Raw genomic sequence first — 24035 nt, 5'->3', positions numbered from 1 at the left:
AATCGACTTAGAAAACACTATGTCATGGGCTAGTTTTGAATCATAACAAAAACTAAAGACCATGAAAAGAATAAAATTTTGCAACTCGAACCTCAACTGGATTGCCATCGCAATCGCTCTCTTGACCGCCATCAGCGTAAGTAGCAAAGGACAAAGCTATTCGTTCAGAATCGACCAAAGTGGCAAAGGAAAGCAGAGTATCATCCTAATCCCGGGACTTACCTGTGATGGTGCTGTATGGAATGACGCAGTAGCTTCATTAAACAAAGACTACACCTGTCATGTCATCACACTACCTGGTTTTGCTGGACAAACACCCATCGATGTGACTGACGGTTTTACCCCTAAAATGCGAGACGAAATCATCCAGTATGTCAAAGACAAAAAACTCAAAGAGTCGATTCTGATCGGACACAGTTTGGGAGGATTTTTGGCACTTGATCTGATGAGTACAGCTCCCGAACTATTTTCGAAAGCAGTTATTGTCGATGGCTTACCTTTCCTCGCAACGATCCAAAATCCCTACGCCACCGAAGAATCCATGAAAGAAGCTGCCAAAAATATGATCGCCGCCAATCAAAACATCCCAGCCGAGCAATATGCCGAGCAGCAACGCATGTATCTCCACTCGATGATCACAGATGAAACCAACATCGACCAAGCGATGGAGTGGGGCATGGCAAGCGATCGTACCACAGTCAACCAGGCCATGTATGAACTCTACACTACGGATCTGCGTGATGATATCGCCGTGATCAAAAAACCAGTTTTGGTCTTAGGTGCATATATTGCCTACAAAGATTATGGCGTGACCAAAGAGATGACCATGACCAACTTTGAAAATCAATTCAAGAATCTAGACGGAGTGAAAATCGTCCTATCTGACAAAGGCAAACACTTCATCATGTGGGACGATCCTGAGTTTTTCATGAAGCAAACCACGGAATTCTTGGTGGACAAAAAAGGCTAAGTTGAAATCAAGCAATCTTCACTTTTCTGATCCGTAACTTTACAATCATGAACCAAATCGAACTATCTCTAGAAGAACAAAGAATAGCGTTTTCGCAACGCAAATTTTTAGCCACGCCCCTTGCCGGACTCATCATCTGGCTGGGCATTGGAATCGGAGGAATGATGCTCCCTCCTACTTGGGCCGTATGGATCCTTTTCATTGGCACAGGGAGTATTGTTTATCTTGCTATGTTCCTATCTCGGTTCACAGGGGAGAACTTTATTGACAAGAAAAAAACCAAAAATGCCTTTGACAACCTCTTCTTCTTCACGGTAGGTCAAGCATTTTTGATATATTCGATAGCGATTCCTTTCTTCCTACAGGATTATACTTCCCTGCCGCTGACCGTCGGGATCCTAACTGGCTCGATGTGGATTCCCTTCTCTTGGATCATCAAACACTGGGTGGGGCTCTTTCATGCAATTCTTCGCACAATATTGATCGTCGTGCTTTGGTATGTTTTTCCAGAGTTGCGCTTCGTTACTATTCCGTTTGCGATCGTCGTGGTTTATATCTTGACGCTGATCATTTTACACAAAAGAAAGTTACCATAAATTTCGAAAACGATTAACTTGACCTTCAGATGAGAATATCTAAGTCGTATGTTTATTGGGCTTGTCAATTCCTAGGATGGGGAATTTACGTAGCGGTGCTTATTTTTTTTGGCCTCCGCTACGCTTCTACTCCTTTGACTCAAAACAAAGTCATATTACTTCAATTCATCATCGGGTTTACCGCTATGATGAGTTCGCATACCATTCGCCTAGTCATCAGGCGCTACGACTGGTTGGATTTGGAGATTCGCAGTTTGGCTCCCAGACTGTTGGTGCTGATTGCTGTAGCTGCCATCACTGCCATTGCCATCATCCATATTCTCATGATCGTCATGCTAGATTGGCAAAATACCGTTCGTCCGATTGATTGGTCAGAAGTACCCATTTACACCATTAACCTGTGCGTGCTGCTCTGTGTCTGGTCTGTCATTTACATCAGTTATCAATCTAGCGAGCGTACCAAAGAGGCAAAACTCGATCAATTGGCTGCCAATGCATCTAGAAAAGAAGCTGAACTGGTTGCCCTCAAAGCACAGATCAATCCTCACTTCCTATTCAACTCACTCAACAACATTCGTGCGCTGGTACTCGAAGACCCTACACTGGCCAGAACCATGATCACCAATCTATCAGACCTACTGCGCTACTCCATCGAATTCAACAAACAAGAAAAGGTGACAGTCGCTGAAGAAATCGAAATCGTAGAGCAATATCTGCAACTAGAAAGCATCCAATATGATTCCCGGCTAGAATATGACATCCAAATCCAAGCAGACGCTAAAGACAGTATCATCCCGCCCATGATCGTTCAAACCATAGTGGAAAACGCAATCAAACACGGCATCTCACAGTACACCCAAAAAGGAGAAATTTCCATCTCGATTCAAATCATAAATAGCAACCTAATCATCCAAGTAAACAACACAGGGCAAATCAAAGAAGGAACGAAGAGTACTGGAATTGGGATCAAAAATGCACTGGAACGCATAGAAATTCTACTGGACACAAAACCCTCTTTTGAGCTAAAACAACAAGAGTCCTTTGTAGTTGCCACTTTGACCATCCCTCAGCAGACATGAAAGCGATCATCATAGACGACACCCGACTGGCAAGACAAGAACTGAAGCACCTTCTTCGGGGTGTAGAAGATGTAGAAATAGTGGCAGAAGCCGCCCATGCCGAAGAAGCAATTGAGCTCATCGAATCCCATCAACCCGATTTGATTTTTTTGGACATCCAGATGCCTGGAAAAGATGGATTCGAATTGCTCGAAAGCCTGGACTACCTCCCTGAGGTTATTTTCATCACTGCTTACAACGAATACGCTCACAAAGCATTTGACTACAATGCGCTCGACTACCTGCAAAAACCCCTCAAGGAAGACCGTCTGCTCAATGCACTTCACAAAGTAAGAGAACGACTGCTACAAAAGACTTCTGCCAAACGAGACCTCCTTTCTGAAAATGATCAGGTCTTTGTGAAAGAAAGCGAAAACTGCTGGTTTGTAGAGCTAAAAGACATCAGTCTATTTGAAATCAGTGATACTTATACCAAAATCCATTTCAAAGACCAGTCTCCGCTGATCCCCAAAACCCTGAATTACATGGAAAAGCGACTCGATCCTTTGATATTTTTTCGAGCCAATCGTCAGCAGATTATCAACATGAAATGGATTCAAAAGGTAGAACCATGGTTCAGCGGCAGCATCCGCATTCACCTCAAAGATACCACCATCGTAGAAGTCTCCAGACGCCAAACGCTGAAGTTTAAAGAGCTGATGAGTTTTTAAGCCGTAGCGTATCAACGAGTATCACTAGACTCGCTGATACTGATTTGTTATAAAAGCAAAAAACAAGAGCTATCTATTTTACTTCATACTTTGCCTTGTACTTTTCGTAAAGCTGTTGTTGCTTTCCTTTCATCTCCAAGAGTCGTCCTTGAATGTAAGCATAGCTAATTTGATTGCTTCTCATATCCAAGATATCACCTTCGGACACGACAATATTGGCATCTAGCCCGACCTTTAGCATCCCCGTTTTATCTGCTATTCCAAGGATTTCGGCTGTATTGCTAGTCACTAGTTTCAATGCAGTCTCAGGATTCAAACCATAGGCCGCATTGGTTCCTGCGAAAAAGGGCAGGTTACGTGCATTACTCGCATCCGAGTAACTAAGTCCAACTAATACTCCTTCTGCTTGTAACATAGCCGCCAATTTGTATGGCATATCGATGTCCTCATGCTTGCGATTGGGCAGACGGTGAACATTAGATAAAATCACTGCTATCTGGTGCTCTTTCAAAAAGTCTTTGATCAGCCATGCATCTTCACCACCCACAATTACAATTTTTGCTACGCCTGCCTGTTTCATAGCCAATACTGCGGTCATCATTTCTTGCGCACCGTCGACATGTACATGAATACTTCTAGTCCCATCAAATACACCTTTCATCGCTTTCAGTTTCAGGTTTTTTTCTGCCTTATCAAACTTAGCGTCTTGTAACAGTTTCTTGATTTCTTGAACTTGCGCATCATACTTTTCATTCGCTTTCGGTTTGCCAGGCTCTGCCCACCATCCTGTCTTGAGCATCTTAGACGGCCAATTGAAGTGTACAGCATCATCTATGCTGTAGGCGGCATCCTCCCAATTCCATGCGTCCAGCTGCACCACAGATGATGTCCCTGACACCAATCCTCCTTGTGGCGTGACTTGCGCCAATAATACCCCGTTGAATCTCACTGGTGGGATCAAATCAGACTCTGTATTAAAAGCAACCAAGGAGCGCACACTGGGATTGATCGTCCCAACCTCATCATTATCGTTAGTAGCGCGCACTGCTGCCACCTCGGTCAGCCCCAAATCTGTGTTGGGCAAGATCAACCCTGGATAAATATGCTGGCCACTGACATCAATCACGTCATATCCTGACAAGGATGGAGCTGCATCATAGCTCATCACCTTTTCTATTTTTCCTTCCACGAAGGTGATCAATGCTTCGTGAATCACCTCACCATTGCCTAGGTGTGCAGTACCTTTGACCAAAGCTATTGGACTAGATTGAGCTGGTGCTGGAGTAATTAATTGTGCATGAATGCCTAAACTTACCATCATCATACACACGGCAAGAGATATTTTATATACAGTTTTCATGTTATTTTTCTTTAGGATTCTCATGGATTAATTGAAATGAAAGTCTATGTCATCACAGTGATAGAGCTTCTCCTCCTTTTTAGAAACGGGCACTGTTTTAGCTCCTGATTTTTTCTCGGCCAACAGTTTTTGAATCAATGCGGCACGTTCTAATTGAATCTCCTGTTGCAGTTCTTTGTCCTTTTCGATATCAAAATAGACAATTCCATCTACCATGGTTTTTTCTGCCTTGGAATAGATCGACAGAGGGTGTCCTGACCACAAGACCAAATCCGCATCCTTGCCCACAGTTACTGATCCCATTTTATCATCTAGATGCAAGAGTTTGGCGGGATTTAAAGTCACCATTTTCCAAGCATCCTCTTCGGACATTCCTCCATACTTCAAAGACTTGGCAGCCTCCTGATTCAATCTTCTCCCCATCTCTGCATCATCAGAATTGATGGCAGTCACAACTCCTTGACCACTCATCAGTGTGGCATTGTAGGGTATTGCTTCCCTCACTTCGAATTTGTATGCCCACCAATCTGAAAAGGTAGAAGCGCCCACCCCGTGAGCCTTCATCTTGTCTGCTACTTTATACCCTTCGAGGATGTGAGTGAATGTATTGATTCTAAAGTCATAGTCCTCTGCGACATGCATCAGCATATTTATTTCGGATTGAATGTAAGAATGGCAAGTCACAAAACGCTGCGAGTTGATAATCTCCAATAGCGTTTCTAGTTCTAAATCACGTCGAGGGGCTGTTGTATTTCGTTTGGCTTTGCCGGTCAGTCCATCATAGGTTTTCCAGCTTTCCTGATATTCCAGTGCTCTGTTGAATCCATCTCGAAACACTTGCTCGACTCCCATCCTCGTCTGTGGAAATCTTTCTTTAAATCTATCTCCCCAATTAGATTGTTTCACATTTTCACCCAATGCAAATTTGATAAATCCATCAGCGTCTTTAATTTTCATCGATTCGGGATCTTGACCCCATCGAAGTTTGACTAATGCAGATTGTCCACCAATCGGATTGGCCGAACCATGAAGTAGTTGAGAGGCAGTCACTCCTCCAGCCAACTGACGATAGATATTGATGTCTTCAGAGTTAATCACATCTTCCACCCTCACTTCAGCAGATACTGCCTGACCCGCCTCATTTACGCCCTTGCTAATAGCTATGTGCGAATGCTCATCTATGATACCACTGGTCAAATGCTTGCCACTACCGTCTATTACTACTGCTCCATCTGCAGAAAGACCTTGTCCGATGGCAACAATCTTCCCATTTTCTATCCGCACATCGTAATTCTCCAAAATGCCTTCATCATCATTGGTCCAAAGTGTTACGTGGGTAAAAAGCATCGCTTGGGTCGTGGGCTTTTCTTCCCAACCAAACGCAACAAAAGGATAGGTCATTTTAGAAGAAAATTCTATTTCCTCTTCTTTTTTCTTTTGCTTACTGGTCGTAGTATCACCCTTATATATAGCTGTCCACTTTTGTCTATCCCCATCTGCTTTGCTTAACATACCTGATAGATTCTTTCCTTCAACATATCCTGACAATTGTTGCTTGGTCAAAGAATCCTTCTGAACCAGAATAGTCACCAAGCCATCTTTGAATGCTAAACTCCCTTTGAGCGTATCCTTTCCGTAGATTGACATTTTCGGTGCTGTGGGTAGTCCTGAGACATTCATGATTCCGTAATCCTCATTATTCACATTCAGCTCATATTGTCCATTCAAAGCAACAGTTTCTTTGTCTTGAATTACAAAACGATTGCCTCCTATCCAGTTCTCCAGAATCACGGCATCCTCCTCAAACAAATCTCCCTTTACAATCAAGAAATTGGCATACTTGTCTTTATTAAGAGAACCAATCTGACCATCCAGTCCTAGCATTTTGGCAGGAGCTGAGGTCAGTGCCTTCAGAGCGATCTCTTTGGTCAAACCATACTTTATAGCTTTGCGAATATTGGGGAGGAATTCCGAAGCATCCTTCAAACCTGCTGGAGTAAAAGCAAAATCTATCCCTTTGCTGGCCAACATCCCTGCATTGGCTGGTGCTCGCTCCCAATGTCTTAAGTCTTCTAAATCAATATCTAAAGCTGCATATGGGTCTTCCACATCATACGGCTTGGGAAAACTGACTGGAAGGATGAAATCCGCAGCAGTAGCAGCAATCTCATCTAATCGCTGATATTCATCCCCCGAACCCATGATGATGTATTGATAACCCAGCTCATCGCCGATATGATCCACTCGCAAAGAAGTGAGCTTATCTGTTGATTCTATCACCTGAGGCAATTTCAAACCCTCAGAAAAACTTCTCAAAGTCAAATCTTCAAAACCAGGATTTTTTTGATCCGCATACCATTTGGCATCCAAGTAAGTCTGTCTCAACAAAGCTATCGCCCCCATCATAGACGTGGGATAGTTCTGAGTAGAAGACCCCTTGTCAAGGGACAATTGCATAGATACCGATGATACGAGTATATCTTCTTGCTCACTTTTGCCTACCAAACTCACCAAGGCAGATTGTCCACGAACGATACCGTCCTTATGCAAAATAACCAATGCTCCAAAACCTTCCTTTCTCAAAGATTTGGCTTTTTCCTTATCCACCCGAAACGTCTTTGCTGCACTAAACTCTGCTTTAATCGCTTGATTCCAGTTGTATGCTCCTTTCGTATTAGACTCGGCCTGTGGATCAAATGAACTGGCCTTTTTTACCTCTGGCATACCATAATCCGAGTAGGGATCCAAAAAGGATGGATAAATATCCATACCACTCACATCCATGCGAATAGCATTGGCAGGAATGCTAATATTCTTACCCACTGCCAAAACTTTATCCTTCTTAATCAGGAGAGTTGCTCCTTCTATACTTTGATCCCAGGACACATGTACTTTAGCACCAATCAGCGCATATATATCACTCCTCTCGTCTTTGATTCCATTGATAGGAAATGTCTCTTGTGCAAAAGAGATTCTTGCTGTTGCTAGACCTATCAGTACCAGCAGCTTCACGCGTTTCATCATGATTTTTGGGTTATGCATTCAATTTTCGAGACTAAAATTAGGAAAACGAAAAAGACGACACCCATGACTAAATGCAAATTACACGCTTGGTGTATAAATGGGATGAATGGTTGGGGTTAAAATTACTGAGCTACATCTCCCCCAACTTGCCAACTGTATTCCAATTCCTAGAGGTCGCTCTGACTTTCAGCTTGCGCTCTAGTAGATTGTTGTCCATTTTGGTCTTCCCCGCACCCTGATGATAGCAAGTATAGATCAGCTGATCTATGATATGGTATTCATCTCCTTTGAGATCTGTCTCTGCCAGTGTCAACTTGCTCTCTTCGGTGGGTATGTCCATCATAAAGCATACATAGAGTTTTTTGTTGTCCTCACCACGCTGCAAAAAAGGATTGTTGTCTAGCACAAAACGAAAATACGATTGCTCCAACACCAAGGTCGGCACTTCAAAACCAAAATCCTCAAGAATCACTCTTTCTATCAACTGTGTACTCTCCTCTTCACTCAATTCCGTCTCAAAAACTAGATTACCACTTTGGATATAAGTCTCCACAGTCGTCAATCCAGCAGCCACCAATGCAGACTTGAGCTCGGTCATTTTGATCTTCTTTTGTCCACTCACATTGATTCCCCTCAGAAGTGCTACGTATTTTTTCATCCGATGAAGATATGGATTAGTGGCAAGGAGAACCAAGCAGAAAATCAAAAAAATTGTAGGCAGGCTCTTATTCATGCCTTCGGAGCACTAGACAAAACGACAATCAATTCCGAAACATCTATCCCCTTCTGTTGATCGCTCAGGTTATTCGTACCAACAAGACCCATTTTCCTCTAATTAGCCAATTACATCAAGAACAAATCTACCCTCCCTATAACCAGAGTTTGATTTTGAATATCCCGTCAAGAGTCTTTTTGGAGGATATAGTGTACCATTCGTTTTGTCCATGACCTAGGAAGAGAACCCTTGAAGGGTTTTCTGCACCTTTTATCAAAGGTTATTTTAATTTTGCCCTATTGTGGATCAGCCCTCTTTAAGAATCGAACTCGGGTTAATATTATTCCACATTCCCTACCCACAATCCCCTGAATAAATTAATTTTGCCGCTCAATTTTTTTACTTAATACAATGATTCTAAGCGAACAGGAAATAATTAGACGTCAAACCAGAGAGCAATTGATCCAATCAGGTATTGACCCTTATCCATCTGACACTTTCGAGGTGAACGTATCTACAAAAGATATTCACCAAAACTATGAGAAACGAAAGACAGATTACAAGGACATTTCCATCGCTGGTAGACTCATGAGCCGTAGAATCATGGGATCGGCATCTTTCGCAGAGTTACAAGATGCCTCAGGCCGTATCCAAATCTATCTGAGAAGAGACGACCTTTGCCCTGGCGAGGACAAGAGCCTCTACAACAACGTCTTCAAAAAAATGATGGATATCGGTGACATCATCGGTATCAAAGGCTATGTATTCACCACAGAAGTCGGCGAGATCTCTATCCACGTGACTTCCCTCAAGCTATTGACTAAGTCGCTCAAACCTTTGCCTATCGTGAAGGAAGCAAAAGATGCCGATGGCAACATGAAGACTTTTGACGCCTTCACCGATCCAGAGATGAGATACAGACAGCGTTATGTGGACATGATCGTCAACCCAGAGGTCAGAGAGACATTCGTCAAAAGAACACAACTTGTCAACTCGATGAGAGGCTATTTGGCAGACAGAGGCTACCTCGAAGTAGAAACGCCAATCCTACAGCCAATTTATGGTGGAGCGGCAGCCCGTCCGTTCAAGACTCACCACAATACGCTAGACATGACACTGTACCTGCGTATCGCCAATGAACTGTATCTCAAGAGATTGATCGTAGGTGGATACGATGGCGTATTCGAATTCTCAAAGGATTTTCGTAACGAAGGCATGTCTCGTTTTCACAATCCTGAGTTCACCCAAGTAGAGCTCTATGTGGCCTACAAAGATTACGAATGGATGATGAACCTCGTAGAAGAAATGGTCGAGAAAGTCGCCATGGATCTACACGGCACCACCGAAGTACAAGTGGGCAAAAACATCATCAACTTCCAGCGTCCATGGAAGCGATACACGATGTTTGAGGCAATCGAGCACTTCACAGGCGTCGACATCTCAGAAATGGACGAGGCAGGCTTGCGTGAGACTGCCAAAAAACTAAATGTGCCAATAGACGAAACCATGGGCAAGGGTAAACTCATCGACGAGATATTCGGAGAGAAATGTGAAGGTCAATTGATCCAGCCTACTTTCATTACTGACTATCCGGTGGAGATGTCTCCATTGGCCAAGAAGCACAAAAACAAGCCAGGATTGGTGGAGCGTTTCGAAGCGATAGCCAACGGCAAAGAAATCTGTAATGCATTCTCTGAGCTGAATGACCCAGTTGATCAACGTGCAAGATTCGAGGAGCAGTTGGAGCTAGGCAAGCGCGGTGATGACGAAGCGATGGTGCTAGACGAGGACTTCCTCAGAGCGCTAGAGTACGGCATGCCTCCGACGGCTGGTTTGGGAGTCGGTATCGATCGATTATCGATGATGATGACCAACTCCAATTCGATCCAAGATGTACTGTTCTTCCCACAGATGAAGCCTGAGAAGAAAATCGTGGCATTGACCGCTGCGCAGTACGAGGAATTAGGAGTAGCCAAAGACCTCGTTCAGATCCTGCAAAAGATCGGCATGGTGACCAAGCAACAGTTTGCAGAAGCAAAAGACGCCAAACTACACCAAGACGTATGCGGCAACAAGAAAAAGATGAAACTCAACGAGGTGAAAAATCCAAGTTTGGAAGAAGTACAAGGCTGGATAGCAAAAGCAACCGAAGCTTAATCCAGTATTTCATCAAGACAAAGCAAAGCGACAGCCGAGAGGTTTGTCGCTTTTTTATACCTTTCCAAAAGAAGTTCAAAGCAAAAAAAAGACCCTTCTACTGTATTTTGTTACTTTCACAGTTATAGGCTGGGTGGATTTGTTTGTTCGCAATGCCTATCGCGATTGCATCATTGATTCACTACAGTATTGTCAAAAAGAAAAGGGCTTGATCGTTCATGCGTTTGTGAGCAGTCCTGAAGATTTTCTCTATAGCAGTACCAGGAATTACGCAGGACAAAAAAGTGCGATGAGTATTGATTTATTGGATTAGGCATATTATATACCTCATACGATGCAGTCGCAATTGCATTGCGACTGCATCGTATGAAATCTAGTAATCTACTCCTCTCTTTTTTTTACATTGTCATTGCATCCATAATCCAACCTTTCATAACTCTTATTACCATCTCTAATCCAATAAAAATCCAAGGTCCCTTTTATTTTTAGAATACTATCACCAGCTTGTAATTGGCTAAACACGTGCGATCTTTCATTTACAAAAAATAACGAACTCAACGTATCATACCCACTACAATACAAAATTGTCTTCGCATGATTGAATTCATTCAAGTATGCCTCAATTACCACCCCCTCTATCTTTTCATTCAACGCTTCTCTAGTTTCATCACATAACGATTGCTTACTAACACAACTAGAAAAGCCCACATGTATTAAAATTAGAAGAATAAAAAATAATATACTGTTCATGCTAGATTTCATAGTTAGAATAATTAAAAAGTCCACAATAGCGTCCTAAATAAGAAAATGAGAGGTCCTATTTTTTGCCCAAAATAGTTATTTTGGGTTTGCACCAAAACGTCAGACCTCTCATGAGTAATATTACATTGTTATCACAGATTATTAAAAAGATTGACCGTTCAATTTTCAAGAAGCTGGTCGAAGAAAAGCAAACCGACAAAGGCTGTAAGGGATTTGACAGTTGGACACATTTGGTTTCTATGTTGTTCTGCCATTTTGCCAAAAGCACTTCGGTAAGGGATATTTCCAACGGACTCCACTAGGCGTAGTATTCACTACGCCTTCTTATCATTTAGAAGCAGAAAGCATTTTGTAAATGCGGTATTGATCAAAGACAGTATCTTGAGATATAGCCGCCAAAACTCAAAGAATAATGACCGACAAGATTCAATCCCTCATCACCTCACTAGACCTAGCCCCTCACCCCGAAGGTGGCTACTTCAAAGAAACCTACAGAAGCGCAGGCTTAATTAGCCAAACCGAGCTAGGACAGCCCTATGAAGGAAATCGCAACCAGAGCACGGCGATTTATTATCTACTCACAGCGGACACCTTCTCTGCTTTTCATAGAATCAAACAGGACGAAATATGGCATTTCTATCAAGGAGACCCCATCGACCTGCATACAATTGACGAGGCTGGTGTACATACATTGATTCAGATAGGGTCGGATATAGCTGCTGGCCAAGTTCCTCAGTATGTAGTACCTGGAGGAGTATGGTTTGCCGCCAAAGTTTCTAAATCTGGCGTGTACAGTTTGGCAGGTTGCACGGTCTCACCAGGTTTTGATTTTATGGATTTTGAATTAGGAAAACGGCAAGAATTACAAGATAAATTTACGCTGCATGCAGAATTAATCTCTGCATTTACACGAATTTAAGCGTTTTCCCTAGTGATTTAGGTGTAGTCACTCACAGATACTCGTGTTGCAATACCTTTCTTTGTATTCGAGAAAAACGAATATCCCTCCTGTACCAATCAACCCCGTCTAAACTATAAGAACCAAACATCCTATTTTATCTCCAACCTACCCTGGACATAAAGCAGCATTTGGATGAATTTGTATCAAGATAAAATTAACTCTGAGTTGGCGCAGTGGAAGGTTGCTATTGACACACCTATCCAGCCCAAGCACAGAACCATCAAGCGTTTTCAACGCAGAATCAACCGTATGATTCCCTGTCGGGTTCATGCGTTGATCACCAAAGCAATCAAAGAGACGACTCGTGCAGCACTGTTTGGGGCAGAATACACCACACCCAAACGGGATTTTAAATTAGAAATCCACAATGCTGAAGAAATGATCCACGAAACAATTTGGTTTTATGCTTCTTCTGCAGCGGCTCAAGGGGCATTTACGGGCTTAGGCGGTATATTCAGCAGCATTGCGGACTTTCCTCTATGGCTGAGCATCAAAATGAAAATGCTATTCGAAATCGCTGGCCACTATGGATTTGATACCAGGGATTTCAAAGAGCGATTGTTTATTCTTCATGTCTTTCAACTGGCCTTTGCCAACCCTACTCGGAGAGCAAAAATTTATCATGTGATAGAACATTGGGATGAGCAATCTGCTAGCCTACCAAATGACATACACTCATTTGATTGGAAAAAATTTCAAATGGAGTACAGAGATGATGTAGATCTGATCAAAATATTTCAACTCATCCCTGGTATCGGTGCAGTCGTAGGTGCATGCATCAACCACAAACTCACCTACCGACTCGGCAAAACAGCGATGAACGCTTACCGCCTCAGGATTATGAATGAACAAGGTCTAGCCATCGCTAATTAAGTATAAAAAACAATTCGTTTTACACTCAGCAGTTTGTGTTCAGCGTAAAGACCCTAAATTAGCATCATGGCTTTTGATCCAAAACACATGCAAATGGCGATTGATTTAGCGCTCGAATCGATTCAAAACAATGGTGGTCCCTTTGCTGCTGTGATCGTAAGAAATGGACGCATTGTCGGTCGAGGACATAACACCGTCACCTCCTCTTTTGATCCCACTGCTCACGCTGAGGTCAATGCCATCAGAGATGCCTGCAACCATCTGCAAGCTTTTCAACTTAGCGACTGTGAAATCTATACGAGTTGTGAACCTTGCCCTATGTGCCTAGGTGCAATCTATTGGGCGAGACCCAAAGCGATCTACTATGGTTGTTCTAAGCAAGATGCTGCCAATGCTGGATTTGATGACCAGTTCATTTACGACGAGTTAGATATTGCCCCAGCAGAAAGGAAAATACCCAGTACGCAGCACATGCAAGATCAGGCACTATCCATTTTCCAAACTTGGACTAATAAAGAAGATAAGACAGAATATTAATTGCTGGCTTGTAGGAAAGCCACCAATGCCGCTACGGCTCGTCCACGGTGAGAAATACTGTTTTTTAGTGCGGCATCCATCTCTGCAAAGGTCTCCTCATAACCCTCTGGCACAAAGACCGGGTCGTATCCAAAACCTTCAGAGCCTTTCAAGTCAGCAATAATTTGTCCCTTTACCTCTCCCTCAAATTGATGCACAGCACCCTCCAAAATCAATGTAATTACAGTTCTAAAACGAGCCTTTCTGTTCGTTTTACCCTCCATTTTCTCCAAGAGTAAGGCAATATTGTCCTGATTGTCTTTTTGGTCTCCCGCATAACGAGCTGAATAAACTCCAGGCTCTCCATTCAAAGCATCTACCTCCAAGCCTGTATCATCCGCAAAACATGAAATATGGTAATTATTGGCAACAAAATCCGCTTTGATTTTTGAGTTTTCGTCCAAAGTCAAACCGTCTTCTGGAATTTCCTCCAGACATCCGATATCGTTGAGACCTACGACCTCATACTGATCTCCCAATATCTGTCTGACTTCTCTGAGTTTATTTTCGTTGTGGGTAGCGAAGCAAATCTTCATGAATTATGGACGGATATTGGTCAAGGTAAACTCAAATATCAATACGCTGTTGGCAGGTATGCGAACATTATCTACTGTGGCATACCCCACCGCAGAAGGAAAAATAGTCATAGATTCTGATTCCTTATCAATCTGGGGTGTAAGCAAACGTAATCCTGTTTTAAACCCTGTAATATAACCAGACGGTATGCCGCTCCCACTTGAAGTATAGTTATAGGTAAGTGGCACATAATTTTTAAGGATAGAAAAGACATTGTAATCCAATGACCCATCATAGTATTGCAGAGAATCGATCAGAACATCTATGGATTGTCCAGTATCAGTCATCAATCCACTCACATCCACCCCAGCCGCTACCCAAGCAGCACTGTCCGTTGTAATGGCTACCTCTTTCACAGTAGTGTCAAATACGTCACCATTGGGCAACTTCCCTACAAAGTCCACAGAAACTATGTCGTTGATCTTAGGAAAAGAGCCATTGCCAGACTGTGTAACTACATACCTGATGCCATCATCAGTAGATTCTACTCCAGAGTAGCCTTGTGCGTCAAGATAATTTTCGATGATCTCGTCATCGATTGCTGCCTGAGCAAGTGAATCCTGGTATGCCCTTTCGATCTCCTCCTCTTCGTCCTTGACAGGGTTACTACATGAGGCCATCAAACCTACCATGACCAAAACCGACCAAAAAACAAACGCCCTTACTTTCTTATCTATCATCACTTAATATCTATGACCTCTATGTCAAAAATTAAATTTTCATATGGAGCGAGACTACCATTGGACTGATTGCCATACGCCAAATAATAAGGAAGATACAAAGTTCCTTTCTGCCCTTTCTTAAAGTGCATCAAGCCTGATTCCCATCCTTTAATATAGTAACCTGCCCCAACAGTGAATGTCAGCGGCACATTATTGTCCAATGAAGTATCGAATGTATCTCTTTCGAAAGTCATTCCCGTGTAGTGAACAGACATCGTCTGACCATTGACAGGTAAATCACCAGTACCTTCTCCATCTTCAATCGTATAGATCAATCCATCGTCCCCAGTTTGATAATCTTGAATGCCCAGTGAATCCACATACTCTTGAACTGTCATTTCAACCTTGACTGGTTTGATCACCACTTTTATATCTTCGTATGGATTAATGACATATTTTTTCCCATCTAAGACGCCATAGCCTCCATAGGCCAATTCATTCGGTATTAAGACAGTGGCTACATCTCCTAAACTCATCATTTGGAGCGCCTCTTTCATTCCTGACACTACTATGGACAGTGAGTCAAGAGAGGTAATCCATTCGTCCGAATTGGTAAAACCATCATAGAGCAAATCATCCTCCATCGAATAGATCGACGTATAAAATCTGACAACATCATCGCCTGCTAACAAATCTCCCTCCACATCAGTATCCAATCGAAAATAAATGCCCGAATCTTTTTGGGTAAACTCTGACACATCGTTGGCTACTACATACTCCTCTATTGTTCCTCTTGGGGCCGGTACACCATCGTCATCTTTACAAGATGTAAAGATGACGGCAAGTACCAACATCGCCGAGGCGATCATGTTGTTTTTCATATTTCTTATTTAATACCTATCAATTCAACTTCGAATTTTAGGATAGCGTTTGGTTTGATGATTCCTCCAGCACCTCTAGGGCCATATGCCAGTGCACTAGGTACAAAAAGAGTAGCTTTAGATCCTACGTTCAACAAAGCAATACCTTCGTCCCATCCTGGAATTACTCTTCCTTGGCCCAATGGGAATTCGAAAGGCTGATTTCTGTCGTAAGAAGAATCAAATTTTGTGCTATCCATAAGTGTGCCATTGTAGTGTACAATCACGACATCACCTGTAGTAGGTTTTGGGCCGTCACCCTCTTGGGTCACTACATATCTCAACCCAGACTCAGTCACGACTACTTCTTCGATTCCATTTTCAGATAGAAAAGCGTCGATCTCAACACCTTGTTCAGTTGTTCTTTCTTTTTCCTCTTCCATCATTTTGGCTTGTTCTTTTTCCATTCTTGCTACTCTGTAATCTTGGAACTCATCAAAGGTCATTTGATCCTGAACTCCTACATAGAACTGAATATTGGACTCAGCTCCGATAGAATCTGGAACAGGAGTGCCAAATGTTTTCAAATAAAGCTCTGTCGCATTGATTTTGAAGCTGATGCTATCACCCACCTTGCAAGTGCTCAATACTTCATAAAATACTCTGGCAGTATCCCACTGCGATGCATAGTATGGAAGAGTGATTGGCCCACCTCTTTCGTCAGAGTTGAACAAGTCTGCTCCAGCTTCGGTCACATACTTCATGTTGATCAATAAAACACTGCTATCCTTGAACGCTTCGTTTCCACGCTTTTGATAAGACACTACAGTACCCGATTTGGTTGTAACGGTATCTTCACATGAACAGAATAGGGTCGTCAATACGACGAGGGACAATAACATTAGGGTGTTAAGCTTCATAGTTTAATTCTTTAATTTGGCCTTGAACCAATTCTTTAAATTTGTTTATTGTGGTTTTGAGATCATCAAATGAAGTACCGCCCGCCGCGTTTTTATGTCCTCCACCGTTGAAATATTTTCTTGAAAGCTCGTTGATTGGAATGTCTCCAAACGAACGAAATGAAATCTTTACTTTGTCTTCTTCTTCAATAAAAATGGCAGAAACATTGACCCCCTTGACTGCCAAGCCATAGTTGACCAATCCCTCAGAATCACCCGTCTGGTAATTGAATCGCTTTTTGTCTTCGAGTGTCAGATAAAAGAATGCGACACTGCTGCCTTCTATTACTTCTAGCCTCTCCAACAAGACAAACCCAAGCATTTTCATTCTATCCAATGAGTTGTCGTCATATACATAGTGGCTCACTTTGGATACATCAGCTCCGAGCTCCATGAGTGCCGCCACGATGTTGTGTACATGAGGAGTCGTCGAGGGTAGCTTGAAATTGCCGGTATCAGTCATGAGCCCCGCATACAGGGCTTCAGCCATTGCCTTGGTGATTTTGTCGACATCACCCAACATCTCTATGAGGTCAAAAACTAACTCTGCTGTCGCAGCAGCTTCTGTACTCCACAATACATACTGGGCAAATGTCTCTGGATTCAAATGGTGGTCGATGAGTACCTTTTCAGCTTCTGACTTTCTCACCATTTCACCTAGCTCGCCGATGCGTGACAGGCTTGAAAAATCCAAACAAAAGACCAAATCTGCATTTTCTACTAGATATTGTGCCTTTTCTTCGTTTCCCTCAAAAACCATCACATCTTCATTACCATCCATCCACGCAAGAAAATCAGGATAATCTGTCGGTGTGATCACACATACTTGGTGACCCAGCTTCAACAGATAACCCGCCAAACCCAACGACGAACCCAATGCATCGGCATCTGGTTTGATGTGTGTGGTGATTACTATGCGCTTAGGAAGGTTTAGTTTTTCTTTTAAAGCTGCTAGATTCTGCATTTACATTGATAAAGAGTGTGCAAAATTGACAAATTTTAGATTAAAACCAAAAGCATCTGCATATCTCCTTATCAATCAAAAAGTTTGCTTTTATATCCTAGCCAATACACGTAGCTTTGCGGGACTTTTAAAATTTCAAATATTAATAACGGTAATGGCAAACAATAAAACCTTTACAATGATAAAACCAGATGCATTTGCAGATGGGCATACAGGAGCAATCCTAAAAATGATCGAAGAAGCAGGATTCAAAATCAAAGCAATAAAGACCGTAAAACTATCTGCAGAAGATGCAGGCAAGTTTTATGCAGTACACAGTGCCAGGCCATTTTATGGTGAATTGTGTGCCTACATGTCCAAAGGACCTATCGTCGCAGCGATTTTGGAAAAAGACAATGCAGTGGCGGACTTCAGAACGCTTATAGGCGCCACCAACCCTGCTGACGCAGCTGAAGGTACAATCAGAAAATTGTTTGCCAAATCTCTCGAAGCAAATGCAGTACACGGATCAGACTCTGATGAAAATGCAGCCATCGAAGGCTCTTTTTACTTCTCTGAGCTAGAAAAAATATAATAACAAACAGACCGTACTTTTTCTCAAAAAAATACGGTCTGTTTCTTAAAGTAGACCGTACTTTTTGTAACAATAGATCTCACAGAATTGCCTCAACAATCATGGTGTAGTCAGCTAGACTCCATTCATGTAGATAAAAACCTCGGTTCGAATACAAATAGCAGACGCTAAAACCAGTAAGAAGCTGAGAAAGTAAAAAATGACCCCTGACTACTCTCTTTAAGAAGTGGCTTTTTTATCTTTCTTAAAGAACTTGCTCCTCACCCAACGAGGAAGAAAAATCGCTCCCAAGATCAAATAGGGATAGTAAGACATCAACCTCCAAAAGATACTGGACACAAAGGTGTAGTCTCCCAAATATTCATAAAAAAACTGGTTGAAGAAATACTCTGCTGTACCTGAGCTACCAGGAGTGGGAGATATCAGCATCACGATCCACATGATCACCTGCCGTGAGAACACGACCATATGCTCTGATATTGTCAAGGTGTGATAGGCCTCTACGAGACTGTTGAGCATCAGGTATCGTGCGCTCCAAATAAATACTGTTGCAGCAGATATTTTCACCCAATAGGATGTGGCCTTTCCTTTCAGCCCGCTAGACGCCAGTATGATTTCATCTCCATATTGATTGGCCTTTTCCTTCCATTTTTTCAAATACTTCAGACTAGTCATTTTGAGCAGAAACCACTTGAATGCCCTAGGCCTCACAAAAAGTGCATAAGACATGATCAATGTGTAAACCGCAATCAAGGCATAACTCAGAAAGAAGAAAAATTGCAAACTAGAGCCATACTGAATATCCATGGCACTGACTTCAGGAAATATCAACCCATGGGTAAACAACATGACCAGCGGCGCTGCTATCACGAAAAACAGATTGTCCATGATGGCAGTCAACATCACGTATGCCAAGGACTTGCCTACATTGATTCCCTCCGCCATGAATATAAACACTGCCACTGCAGTACCTCCCACGACAGAAGGCGTCACTGCCGAAGAGAACTCCCACAGAATGATGATAACGATACTTTTTGACCAATTCAATTCATGATCAGATAGCACCCTGATCCGATAGGCATAGCCTGCGTCTCTCGCCAGCAACACCAAAAAAGCCACCAATACAGAGGAAAGCTTGGCATCAAAAATGAGATGGAGATTGTCAGCAGTAATGTTGGGATCGCTATAAAAGAGGTAAAAAACTATTCCCAACCCCAGCAAAATAGGAATCCATATCCTGTTAGGGTCTAGTACTTTAAAAATTTTCTTCTTGTCTATATCCATCAATCTACGGCTACTTCCTCCTGTCTTTCGATCCAAAAATTATTATACCCCTCACCTAGATGTAGTCTAATTAACTGCAACTGCAAAAGCTCCAAAATGGCCAAGAAATTGAATATGACGTAGATTTTCTCAGGTTTTTCCTGAATCAAATCCGTAAAAGCCATGCGGCCAGTAGACTGTAGACTATCAAGAATGTACGATTTTTGGTTGGATATAGTATATGGGTATTGGACTACCTGATGTACTACTTTATTTTTTTCGAGCTCATATCGGCTCATGACTTTCTGATAGACTTTTAGGAGTTTGAATAAATCTAAGTTTTGCAATTCGGCCTCTACATTGGTCGTCTCGGCCAGATGCTTGATCTCCTTGGCTATGTTGCCTCGTCGCTCTCGATCCAGGCGGTCCGTTTCTAATTGTACAAGTTCAGCAATCACAGACTTGTAGCGCTTGTACTCTAGCAGGTGACGGATCAATTCCTCCCGCGGGTCGAGTTCATTGCCCTCCTCATCGATCACAGGCCTTGGCAACAGCATCTTTGCTTTGATCCGCATGAGTGTCGCAGCTACCAAAATAAACTCGCTTGCCACCTCTATATTGAGCTTTTCGAGCTGATGAACGTACTCTAAGAAGTTTTCGGTGATTTGAAAAATAGGAATGTCGTAAATATCCAACTCGTCTCTTTCGATGAAAAAGAGCAAAAGGTCAAAAGGACCTTCAAAAAGCGGAAGTTTTACTTCAAATTTCAAATTGTCTGTGTGTTAAGCACTCAAAGGTATATGATTCCTGCTTTTGGCAAAATCAGAATCATATATGTTTCTTTAAGAATTCACCTTTGGTCGCTTGTAGATAGGAACAGCACTGCATGCCTCGCCATACATCAGGCTCGCCACTACTGGTCTGAGCAATTTGGTAATCTCTACATATGCAAACTCAGGCACAGGAAATCTACCGCACCCTTTGATGATTACCTTGCCGTCACGGAAATCCTCCAAATTGACGCGATTCAATGCAGACTGGAACAAATAATTTTCTAAATGACTCAGGTCGCCAAAGACAACCGTCTTGGCAACTGGCTCCAGCACCGAAGAAAGCAACATGTACGCCCAGGTCGGTACAATGGCATCTACACTACAAAATATTGCGACATGCTTGCCCGCATACTGCGCCCAGTCATGGGTCTTGACAAACTCCCTAAAATCCTTTTCCTTCAAGACCAATTCGTTGAACAAGTTGTCTTTGATATCGAACTGAACCCGTGGTGATTGGTCGTAGTACTTTTCTAGATCAAAATTGATCAAAGAACTTTCCGCAACCTTATTGATGATTTCTCCTTCCATTATTTCTTAGCTGTAGCCAACCTAAACTCCTTCAAATAAAAAGGCTCAAAACTTACTACGTTTTCAAACAAAGATTGGTCGTACTTTCGCTCTCCCAATATCCCCATATCCACAGCACAAGGATGTACATCTCCAATAAATAGTGCATTGGGATGCTGGATCGACGCTTGACACTTGGCTGCCCCATCTCCAAAAAACAAGATCTTATTTCCTTCCAATTCCTTGGCAAAAGAAGTCTCATTGATGATCATGGGTTCGGTTTCACTCACGCATTCAAATTTCGCATTGAACAGCGCGGTGTAGACTTCCATCCGTCTGGCATCTATCATCGGCGCATACATATCCACTTGTGGCGCATACTTATGCACCTGATACGCCATGCCCTCCAGCGTGTTGACTGCAACCAGCGGAATATCCAACGAATAGCACAACCCCTTGGCTGCTGATGTACCAATCCGCAAACCCGTATAGGAACCGGGTCCTTCTGAAATCGCAATCGCATCCACTTCCTTGAGACTGATGCCAGTATTGGTCATCAATTGATCGATCATCACATGCAAGAGAGATGAATGAGACTTGTCTATATTGTATTGTTGTGAACCTATGACTTGCTGATTTTGCACCAGCGCTACCGACCCACTTTTGGTCGATGTGTCTATGCTTAAGATAATAGCCAAACTACAATTCGTTTAGTTTGATAAAATTTTGTTGTATCGAGTAGGGTTGTTGAGCACCTCTTGTGCTTTGAGTATCACTGGATCATGATCCAAAGCTGCTTCGATCATACCGTCCTGAAGATAATATCGACTGATAATCTCTTCCTCCAACATAAACCTCACTTCTGATTTGTAATCCACGAGATAATTTTTTTTGATCGCAGAGACTTTGTTTTTCAACTCTTGAATCAACGGCTTGAGATCTTCATAGTATTTTTCTTCTTTGGACATGGCAACTAATCCCTCTATCGCCTCATCTATTTGTGATGAGAAACTCAAATCTTTGGATTCGATCCATTTCACAAACTTGTTGTACTCCGCATCTGAGAGTTCAAACTCTCTGGGGGCTGTGATCTCTGGATGCTCTGCATGGTACATGGTCGCATAGTCAAACATAAAATTGTTGTTGACAATGTTGAACAGTAGGTGTGAATATTTTTTGGCATCTACATCTATATCAGGATCGATTCCTCCTCCGTCATAGACTACTCTACCTTTGCTGGTTTTGAAAGCCACCTTGAGAGAGTCTGGTATTTTGCCCACACTGCCATCAGCGTTGCGGTGAGAATAGTCTATGGCCTGAATGCAACGTCCACTTGGAATGTAATACTTGGCTGTAGTGATTTTCAATTGGGCATTGTAGGGCAAAGGTCGTGTCGCTTGTACCAATCCTTTTCCATAGGTTTTCTTTCCAATCAACACCCCTCTGTCATAATCTTGGATCACACCAGACACAATCTCCGCCGCAGAGGCCGTGCCACTGCTAGTCAATACAACAAGCGGTATTTGCTCATCTGTACTCTGGTTGGGTGCTGTATAGGTTTTGTTCCAAGACTCCTTTTTTCCTTTGGTATGTACTACTTCTTTTCCTTTAGGAATAAACACGTTGGCTACTTTGACTGCTTCGTCTAGGAGTCCCCCAGGATTGTCGCGCAAATCCAGTACAATTTTTTTTGCCCCCTTGGCTTTCAATGCATTCAGTGCCTGTTTGGTCTCCTCGCTAGCATGCGTTGTAAAGTCACTCAACAAGATGTAACCGATGTCCTTTTGGATCATCCCATGATAAGCCACATTGCTAATGACAATTTTGTCACGAATGATGGTGATGAGAATTGGGTCGGTTTTGCCATATCGGTTGACAATGAGGTGAAGCTCGGTACCGGGTAGGCCTTTGAGCATTTCGCTGATTTCATCCGAAGGAAGATCCTTGAGTTGCTTGCCATCTATATGCGTGATTTGATCACCGATTTGTAATCCAGCTTTGTAGGCAGGGAAGCCTGTATATGGCATGAGTACGGTATTGACTCCATTTCTTTTCCCAACGATAGCACCGATACCGCCATACTCACCAGTGGTGCTGGTGCGGTAACTCTCCAATTCACTTTCTGGAATGTAATCAGTGTATGGATCAAGAGACTCTAGCATGGCATCTATGCCTTTGGTCACCATTTCTTCATCGTGGAGTTGGTCCACATAGTGCGTATTGAGTTCTCTATAAAGAGTCGCGAAGATGTTGAGGTTTCTGGTGATCTCGAAGTAGTGGTCATCGAGAAGCGTAAAAGAAAACATCCCAACGAGCACCGCGCCACCTACTATTCCTATGATGAATCTTTTCATTTACACTAGTTTTTCTTTCTCGGACAATAAACGCTTGAGGGAGGCAATTAGTTTTTTCTCAATCAAGGCAAAGGTAAGAATGTCTTTTGCAGTGTAAATATAAGCAATTGATAAATATGGATCGACATCTGAGAGTAGTTGCTTGTTGAGTCGATATGATTCTCGGATGAGACGCTTGATGCGGTTTCTATCTACAGCTCGTTTGAAATTGCGCTTGGACACAGATATAAGCACCTGGTGACAGGAAGGGGCAGATTCGCGAGGTAGAAACCTGACACTAAACGGGTATAAATAAAAAGATGCTCCCTTTGTAAAAAGAGCATCAATTTCTTTTTTGCTATGAAGTCTCTCCTCTTTGGAAAAACCGTGCAATTTCTGCGAGTTTGTAACTTCCTTCATATACTTGAAGGAACAAAATTAGCCAGAATCTTACTTCTTACCTGCTCTTTCGTCAGATACAGTCAATTTTTTTCTGCCTTTTGCTCTTCTTCTTGCAAGTACAGCTCTACCATTAGCATCTGCCATTCTAGCTTTGAAACCGTGCTTGTTTTTTCTTTTTCTCTGCGAAGGTTGAAACGTTCTTTTCATTTTTTTTCTTTTTTATCTTGAATAGGAATCAGACAACTATTCTGTCCCTTCTTTTGGCAATTTCTTCATTTCCACCAAAGTGCTCACGCAGAGCCTCTCTGAAAAATGGAGT

General features: G+C 42.5%; 26 protein-coding genes. 10 read left to right on the top strand and 16 right to left on the bottom strand.

Features of this window, described 5'->3' with window-relative positions; all coding sequences use genetic code 11:
* Positions 1 to 61: 61 nt before the first annotated feature.
* From N6H18_RS08245 to N6H18_RS08230, 4 genes are read left to right on the top strand one after another with little or no spacing between them, the layout of a single operon-like run.
* Positions 62 to 970 (top strand): alpha/beta fold hydrolase, encoded by a 909-nt coding sequence (locus N6H18_RS08245; RefSeq protein WP_262311359.1) that lies wholly within the window; start codon positions 62 to 64, stop codon positions 968 to 970.
* A 47-nt stretch (positions 971 to 1017) separates the two neighbouring features.
* Positions 1018 to 1566 (top strand): DUF7010 family protein, encoded by a 549-nt coding sequence (locus N6H18_RS08240; RefSeq protein WP_262311358.1) that lies wholly within the window; start codon positions 1018 to 1020, stop codon positions 1564 to 1566.
* A 29-nt stretch (positions 1567 to 1595) separates the two neighbouring features.
* Positions 1596 to 2645 carry a sensor histidine kinase gene (locus tag N6H18_RS08235; protein WP_262311357.1) on the top strand — a complete coding sequence of 350 codons (1050 nt, stop codon included), beginning with the start codon at positions 1596 to 1598 and terminating at the stop codon, positions 2643 to 2645.
* Positions 2642 to 3355 carry a LytR/AlgR family response regulator transcription factor gene (locus tag N6H18_RS08230; RefSeq protein WP_262311356.1) on the top strand — a complete coding sequence of 238 codons (714 nt, stop codon included), beginning with the start codon at positions 2642 to 2644 and terminating at the stop codon, positions 3353 to 3355. Before N6H18_RS08235 ends, N6H18_RS08230 begins: the two co-directional genes overlap by 4 nt.
* A 73-nt stretch (positions 3356 to 3428) precedes the next feature.
* On the opposite strand, the gene N6H18_RS08225 is transcribed toward N6H18_RS08230, so the two are convergent.
* From N6H18_RS08225 to N6H18_RS08215, 3 genes are all read right to left on the bottom strand, one after another.
* Positions 3429 to 4715: an amidohydrolase family protein gene (locus N6H18_RS08225; protein WP_262311355.1), complete on the bottom strand. Its 1287-nt coding sequence runs from the start codon at positions 4713 to 4715 to the stop codon at positions 3429 to 3431.
* A gap of 27 nt (positions 4716 to 4742) precedes the next feature.
* Entirely contained in the window at positions 4743 to 7739 is a 2997-nt protein-coding gene (locus N6H18_RS08220; RefSeq protein WP_262311354.1) for an amidohydrolase family protein, read from the bottom strand.
* Positions 7740 to 7869: 130 nt separating this feature from the next.
* Positions 7870 to 8397, bottom strand: a complete 528-nt coding sequence (locus tag N6H18_RS08215) for a DUF1697 domain-containing protein (protein WP_262311353.1) — start codon at positions 8395 to 8397, stop codon at positions 7870 to 7872.
* 468 nt (positions 8398 to 8865) lie between these two features.
* Here N6H18_RS08215 and lysS point away from each other — a divergent pair, with 468 nt between their 5' ends.
* Complete coding sequence (lysS, locus tag N6H18_RS08210; protein ID WP_262311352.1) at positions 8866 to 10611, top strand: lysine--tRNA ligase; 1746 nt, start codon at positions 8866 to 8868, stop codon at positions 10609 to 10611.
* 381 nt (positions 10612 to 10992) lie between these two features.
* Here the strand turns inward: lysS and N6H18_RS08205 are convergent, their stop codons facing one another.
* Positions 10993 to 11361, bottom strand: coding sequence for a hypothetical protein (locus N6H18_RS08205; protein WP_262311351.1), 369 nt, complete (start codon positions 11359 to 11361; stop codon positions 10993 to 10995).
* A gap of 122 nt (positions 11362 to 11483) precedes the next feature.
* Between N6H18_RS08205 and N6H18_RS18745 the strand changes: the two genes are divergently transcribed.
* The 4 genes from N6H18_RS18745 (at position 11484) to N6H18_RS08185 (ending at position 13744) form a co-directional block, all read left to right on the top strand.
* Positions 11484 to 11675, top strand: coding sequence for a DUF4372 domain-containing protein (locus tag N6H18_RS18745; protein ID WP_262311350.1), 192 nt, complete (start codon positions 11484 to 11486; stop codon positions 11673 to 11675).
* Positions 11676 to 11785: 110 nt separating this feature from the next.
* The gene (locus N6H18_RS08195; RefSeq protein ID WP_262311349.1) at positions 11786 to 12292 is read left to right on the top strand and encodes a cupin domain-containing protein; all 507 of its coding nucleotides are present in this window, start codon (positions 11786 to 11788) and stop codon (positions 12290 to 12292) included.
* Positions 12293 to 12466: 174 nt separating this feature from the next.
* Positions 12467 to 13207, top strand: coding sequence for an EcsC family protein (locus N6H18_RS08190; protein WP_262311348.1), 741 nt, complete (start codon positions 12467 to 12469; stop codon positions 13205 to 13207).
* A 66-nt stretch (positions 13208 to 13273) separates the two neighbouring features.
* Positions 13274 to 13744 (top strand): nucleoside deaminase, encoded by a 471-nt coding sequence (locus N6H18_RS08185; protein ID WP_262311347.1) that lies wholly within the window; start codon positions 13274 to 13276, stop codon positions 13742 to 13744.
* On the opposite strand, the gene N6H18_RS08180 is transcribed toward N6H18_RS08185, so the two are convergent.
* Genes N6H18_RS08180 through N6H18_RS08160 form a run of 5 tightly spaced genes read right to left on the bottom strand, consistent with a single transcriptional unit; the run spans position 13741 to position 17804 of the window.
* Positions 13741 to 14319, bottom strand: coding sequence for a non-canonical purine NTP diphosphatase (locus N6H18_RS08180; RefSeq protein WP_262311346.1), 579 nt, complete (start codon positions 14317 to 14319; stop codon positions 13741 to 13743). The two genes, N6H18_RS08185 and N6H18_RS08180, sit on opposite strands and share 4 nt — an antisense overlap.
* A 3-nt stretch (positions 14320 to 14322) precedes the next feature.
* On the bottom strand, positions 14323 to 15039 hold the full coding sequence (locus N6H18_RS08175) for an FKBP-type peptidyl-prolyl cis-trans isomerase (protein ID WP_262311345.1): 717 nt from the start codon (positions 15037 to 15039) through the stop codon (positions 14323 to 14325).
* Complete coding sequence (locus tag N6H18_RS08170; RefSeq protein ID WP_262311344.1) at positions 15039 to 15902, bottom strand: FKBP-type peptidyl-prolyl cis-trans isomerase; 864 nt, start codon at positions 15900 to 15902, stop codon at positions 15039 to 15041. Before N6H18_RS08170 ends, N6H18_RS08175 begins: the two co-directional genes overlap by 1 nt.
* 5 nt (positions 15903 to 15907) lie before the next feature.
* On the bottom strand, positions 15908 to 16801 hold the full coding sequence (locus tag N6H18_RS08165) for an FKBP-type peptidyl-prolyl cis-trans isomerase (RefSeq protein WP_262311343.1): 894 nt from the start codon (positions 16799 to 16801) through the stop codon (positions 15908 to 15910).
* Positions 16791 to 17804, bottom strand: a complete 1014-nt coding sequence (locus N6H18_RS08160) for a DHH family phosphoesterase (RefSeq protein ID WP_262311342.1) — start codon at positions 17802 to 17804, stop codon at positions 16791 to 16793. Before N6H18_RS08160 ends, N6H18_RS08165 begins: the two co-directional genes overlap by 11 nt.
* Before the next feature lie 154 nt (positions 17805 to 17958).
* Here N6H18_RS08160 and N6H18_RS08155 point away from each other — a divergent pair, with 154 nt between their 5' ends.
* Entirely contained in the window at positions 17959 to 18378 is a 420-nt protein-coding gene (locus tag N6H18_RS08155; protein ID WP_262311341.1) for a nucleoside-diphosphate kinase, read from the top strand.
* 219 nt (positions 18379 to 18597) lie between these two features.
* Here N6H18_RS08155 and N6H18_RS08150 read toward each other — a convergent pair whose 3' ends face one another.
* From N6H18_RS08150 to rpmH, 7 genes are all read right to left on the bottom strand, one after another.
* Positions 18598 to 19698 (bottom strand): lysylphosphatidylglycerol synthase transmembrane domain-containing protein, encoded by a 1101-nt coding sequence (locus N6H18_RS08150; RefSeq protein WP_316044842.1) that lies wholly within the window; start codon positions 19696 to 19698, stop codon positions 18598 to 18600.
* Entirely contained in the window at positions 19662 to 20411 is a 750-nt protein-coding gene (locus N6H18_RS08145) for a segregation and condensation protein A (protein ID WP_262311340.1), read from the bottom strand. The genes N6H18_RS08150 and N6H18_RS08145 overlap by 37 nt, the downstream gene beginning before the upstream one ends.
* 72 nt (positions 20412 to 20483) lie before the next feature.
* Positions 20484 to 21002 carry a DUF2480 family protein gene (locus N6H18_RS08140; protein ID WP_262311339.1) on the bottom strand — a complete coding sequence of 173 codons (519 nt, stop codon included), beginning with the start codon at positions 21000 to 21002 and terminating at the stop codon, positions 20484 to 20486.
* Positions 21002 to 21679, bottom strand: coding sequence for a tRNA (adenosine(37)-N6)-threonylcarbamoyltransferase complex dimerization subunit type 1 TsaB (tsaB, locus tag N6H18_RS08135; RefSeq protein ID WP_262311338.1), 678 nt, complete (start codon positions 21677 to 21679; stop codon positions 21002 to 21004). Before tsaB ends, N6H18_RS08140 begins: the two co-directional genes overlap by 1 nt.
* Before the next feature lie 12 nt (positions 21680 to 21691).
* On the bottom strand, positions 21692 to 23335 hold the full coding sequence (locus tag N6H18_RS08130) for a S41 family peptidase (RefSeq protein ID WP_262311337.1): 1644 nt from the start codon (positions 23333 to 23335) through the stop codon (positions 21692 to 21694).
* Positions 23336 to 23734: a ribonuclease P protein component gene (gene rnpA / locus N6H18_RS08125; protein WP_262311336.1), complete on the bottom strand. Its 399-nt coding sequence runs from the start codon at positions 23732 to 23734 to the stop codon at positions 23336 to 23338. It lies immediately after the preceding gene.
* Between the two features lie 30 nt (positions 23735 to 23764).
* Positions 23765 to 23923 (bottom strand): 50S ribosomal protein L34, encoded by a 159-nt coding sequence (gene rpmH, locus N6H18_RS08120; protein WP_262311335.1) that lies wholly within the window; start codon positions 23921 to 23923, stop codon positions 23765 to 23767.
* Positions 23924 to 24035 lie beyond the last annotated feature (112 nt).

This window comes from Reichenbachiella agarivorans, assembly GCF_025502585.1.
Lineage (GTDB): Bacteria > Bacteroidota > Bacteroidia > Cytophagales > Cyclobacteriaceae > Reichenbachiella > Reichenbachiella agarivorans.
The sequence above is the reverse complement of the archived record's forward strand: the minus strand, read 5'-3'. Positions and strand labels throughout refer to the sequence as shown.